The organism is Vibrio sp. V10_P2A27P122 (assembly GCF_963874335.1).
GTDB classification, from domain to species: Bacteria; Pseudomonadota; Gammaproteobacteria; order Enterobacterales; family Vibrionaceae; genus Vibrio; species Vibrio anguillarum.
In genome coordinates this window covers 1-4,175 of sequence record NZ_CAWNHY010000138.1, presented here as the reverse complement: position 1 = coordinate 4,175, position 4,175 = coordinate 1, and the positions used below count along the sequence as shown (strand labels likewise).

The following is a 4,175-nucleotide window of genomic DNA, read 5'->3' as shown; positions in this document are numbered from 1 at the left end:
GTGTTTTACCTTCTCGCAATTACTCTGTCAATACTAGGAGCAAAGATAATATGCAATTACCCAGTTTTCTTGAGGTTTACCAAGGTCTGATTTCAACCTCTTCCATCAGCTCCACAGATGCTCGTTGGGACGAAGGTAACCAGAATGTGATTGATAAATTGGCAAGCTGGTTTTCCAGCTTAGGGTTTGTAGTCGACACCATTGAAGTCGCGCCGGGAAAATACAATTTAGTGGCGAAGAAAGGTTGCGGCGAAGGTGGCCTACTGCTCGCGGGGCACAGTGATACCGTTCCATTTGACGAAGGACGTTGGAATTTTGAACCACACGCGTTAACGCAAGCCAATGATCGTTTCTATGGCTTAGGCACGGCAGACATGAAAGGCTTTTTTGCTTTTATCTACGAAGCGGTGAAAAAAGTCGATTGGAGTAAACAGAGTAAACCGCTGTATGTGTTGGCGACCTGTGATGAAGAAACCACCATGCTCGGCGCACGTCATTTCACTGAACATGCACCATTTCAACCGGATTACTGCATTATTGGTGAGCCGACTAGCCTTGTGCCCATCCGCGGCCATAAAGGCCACGTAGCCAACGCTATTCGAGTGACAGGAAAATCGGGCCACTCTTCTGATCCTGCTCTGGGCGTAAATGCCATCGAAATCATGCATGAAGTGCTGTTCGCGTTAATGCAACTGCGCGACAAATTGATCAAAGAGTACCATCACCCAGGCTTTGCCATTCCTCACCCGACTTTGAACCTCGGTCATATCCACGGTGGCGATAGTCCAAACCGCATTTGTGGCTGCTGCGAATTGCATTACGATGTGCGCCCGCTGCCCGGCATGAGTCTAGATGGGCTCGATAACTTGCTGCGCAGTGCACTGAATGAAGTCAGTGCAAAATGGCCCGGCCGCATTGAGATTACCGCGCTGCATGATGCGATTCCGGGTTATGAATGTCAGCATGATCACCCCTTTATTGGCAACATTGAAGAGATTTGCAATACCGCTTCACAAACCGTGAATTACTGTACTGAAGCACCGTTCTTACAACAATTATGCCCAACACTGGTACTCGGCCCAGGTTCGATCGATCAAGCGCATCAACCGGATGAATTCCTAGCGTTTGAATTTATTGATCCAACCATCTCGATTTTGTCCAAAGCAATGTATAAATACTGCTTCTAGCCTACCAAGCTTACTCAAGCGATAAATGCCTGACAGCGTTTCTACGGTCGGGCATTTTTGTAATAAAATTTCAGTAATTTACGCCAATTATTCACCAAATGATCACGTTCAATAACATTCAGCAATAATCGTAAAAATAGTCGGCTTTATTTGACTCTACAGGGATCTTTTCGCTAGATTGTGTACTTAGCAAGGAACAATGGATGTAATTTTTTTACAAGGCAGGATGACAATGAACGAAAAATACGCTGCGCTCAAAAGTAACGTGAGCATGCTTGGCCGTTTGCTGGGCAACACCATTCAGGACGCCCATGGTGACGTTATCTTAGAGAAAGTGGAAACCATCCGAAAACTTTCAAAATCAGCCCGTAATGGCAATCAAGCCGACCGAGACAGCTTGGTTGAAGAGATCAAAAACCTTCCCAACGAACAGCTCACCCCAGTAGCGCGGGCATTCAACCAATTTCTTAACTTAACCAACATGGCCGAGCAGTACCACACCATTTCACGTCACTGTGAAGAACATGTGTGTGAGCCTGATGCGATTAATTTACTGTTTACTAAACTGAATCAAAATAAAATCAGTAAATTGGATGCTGCTCAAGCGGTACGCGATCTCAATATCGAGTTAGTGCTAACGGCTCACCCAACCGAAATTACACGCCGCACGATGATCAACAAGCTGGTGAAAATTAACGAGTGTCTCTCCAAGCTTGAACTCAGTGATCTTTCATTTAAAGAGCGCCAAAAAACCGAACGCCGTTTAGAACAGTTGATCGCGCAAAGCTGGCATTCAGATGTGATTCGTAAGCAGCGCCCTACGCCACTGGATGAAGCAAAATGGGGCTTTGCGGTGGTGGAAAATTCTCTATGGCAAGCCGTGCCTGATTTTCTTCGTGAATTTGATGAGCACCTCACCAACTACTTAGGTGAAGGGCTACCAATTGATGCACGCCCTGTGCATTTTTCTTCGTGGATGGGCGGCGACCGTGATGGTAACCCCTTTGTGACTCATAAAATCACCCGTGAAGTAATGCTGCTTTCTCGCTGGAAAGCGGCCGATCTCTACCTAGGTGATATCAATGAGCTGGTCAGCGAATTGTCGATGACCAAATGCAGTGACGCGCTACGCGATTTGGCTGGCATAGATGAACACGAACCTTATCGCGCTATTCTCAAACGCCTGCGTGAACTACTCAGCGAAACACTGGAAGTGTTGGATGCCAAGATCAATGGCCAACAACTGGCACGCAAAGCACCACTGCAAAATATCGCACAGTTGTGGGAACCGCTTTATGCCTGCTACCAATCTTTACATCAATGCGGCATGGGCGTCATTGCCGATGGCTCGCTGCTTGATACTCTGCGCCGGATTAAAGCGTTCGGCGTGCATCTTGTGCGTTTGGACATTCGCCAAGAGAGCACTCGCCACTCTGATGTGATCTCCGAGCTCACCCGTTATTTAGGCATTGGTGATTATGACCAGTGGAGCGAGCAAGACAAAATTGCGTTTCTCACCAATGAGTTGAGCTCAAAACGTCCTTTGTTACCTCGTGACTGGCAGCCTTCAGAAGCGGTACAAGAGGTGATCGACACCTGTAAAATCGTTGCTTCTCAGCCTCGCGAAGCCTTTGGTGCTTATGTGATTTCGATGGCTCGTACCGCATCAGATGTACTTGCCGTACATCTATTGTTGCAAGAGTGTGGCTGTCCTTATCGCATGGACGTTTGTCCACTGTTCGAAACTTTGGATGATTTAAACAACGCAGAAACGGTGATCCGCCAACTAATGGGCATTGATCTCTATCGTGGCTTTATTCAAAACCACCAGATGGTGATGATTGGTTACTCTGATTCCGCTAAAGATGCAGGTGTAATGTCCGCCGGTTGGGCGCAATACAGCGCAATGGAAGCTTTGGTTAATGTCAGTGAAGAGGCCGGAATTGAACTGACACTATTCCATGGACGTGGCGGCACCATTGGTCGCGGGGGTGCTCCAGCACATGCGGCACTGCTTTCACAACCACCCAAAAGCTTAAAGGGTGGCTTGCGTGTGACGGAGCAAGGCGAAATGATCCGCTTTAAACTTGGTCTACCAGAAGTAGCGGTCAATAGTTTTACGATGTACGCCAGCGCCATTTTAGAAGCGAACCTGCTGCCACCACCAGAGCCAAAACAAGATTGGCGCGACTTAATGGAGGTATTGTCTGAGGTCTCTTGCGAAGCGTATCGCCATATTGTTCGCGGCGAGCCGGACTTTGTCCCGTACTTCCGCCAAGCAACGCCAGAGCTAGAGCTGGGTAAATTACCGCTCGGTTCACGTCCGGCTAAACGCAACCCTAATGGTGGGGTCGAAAGCTTACGTGCAATCCCGTGGATCTTCTCTTGGAGCCAAAACCGCCTCGTGCTACCAGCCTGGCTAGGTGCGGGAGAAGCAATTCAGTTTTCTATCGATAAAGGACACCAAGCACTGCTGGAAGAGATGTGCCGTGAATGGCCATTTTTCTCAACGCGTTTGGGCATGCTAGAGATGGTTTACTCCAAGTGCAACATTGAAATCTCACGCTATTACGATGAACGCTTAGTCGATGAATCGTTACGCCCGCTCGGTGAGCGTTTGCGTTCTCAATTACAGAAAGACATCAAAGCGGTGTTAAATGTAGAAAACAATGAGAACTTAATGCAAAGCGATCCTTGGGGTCAAGAGTCAATCCGTTTGCGCAATATCTATGTTGAGCCATTAAATATGCTGCAAGCAGAGCTGTTGTACCGCACCCGCCAAACCGAAACCGCACCAGCAGAGTTAGAAGAAGCCTTAATGGTGACTATCGCGGGTATTGCAGCAGGAATGCGTAACACAGGCTAAGTAACAGCATTTTATTTCACAAATTAGCTAAAAGGCCGCCTCTGAGCGGCTTTTTATTTTAAATCACAAAAATTATTGAGCATATTATCAGTTTTTTAAGCTAAACTAACAAAGTATTCTAC

The 4,175-nt window shown here is 47.4% G+C and carries 2 protein-coding genes; both read left to right on the top strand.

Annotated features, from left to right (window positions below; all coding sequences use genetic code 11):
* The first annotated feature begins 50 nt into the window (after positions 1 to 50).
* Positions 51 to 1,187: an acetylornithine deacetylase gene (gene argE / locus AACQ17_RS06965; protein ID WP_094147416.1), complete on the top strand. Its 1,137-nt coding sequence runs from the start codon at positions 51 to 53 to the stop codon at positions 1,185 to 1,187.
* Between the two features lie 232 nt (positions 1,188 to 1,419).
* Entirely contained in the window at positions 1,420 to 4,053 is a 2,634-nt protein-coding gene (ppc, locus tag AACQ17_RS06960) for a phosphoenolpyruvate carboxylase (protein WP_026027891.1), read from the top strand.
* Positions 4,054 to 4,175 lie beyond the last annotated feature (122 nt).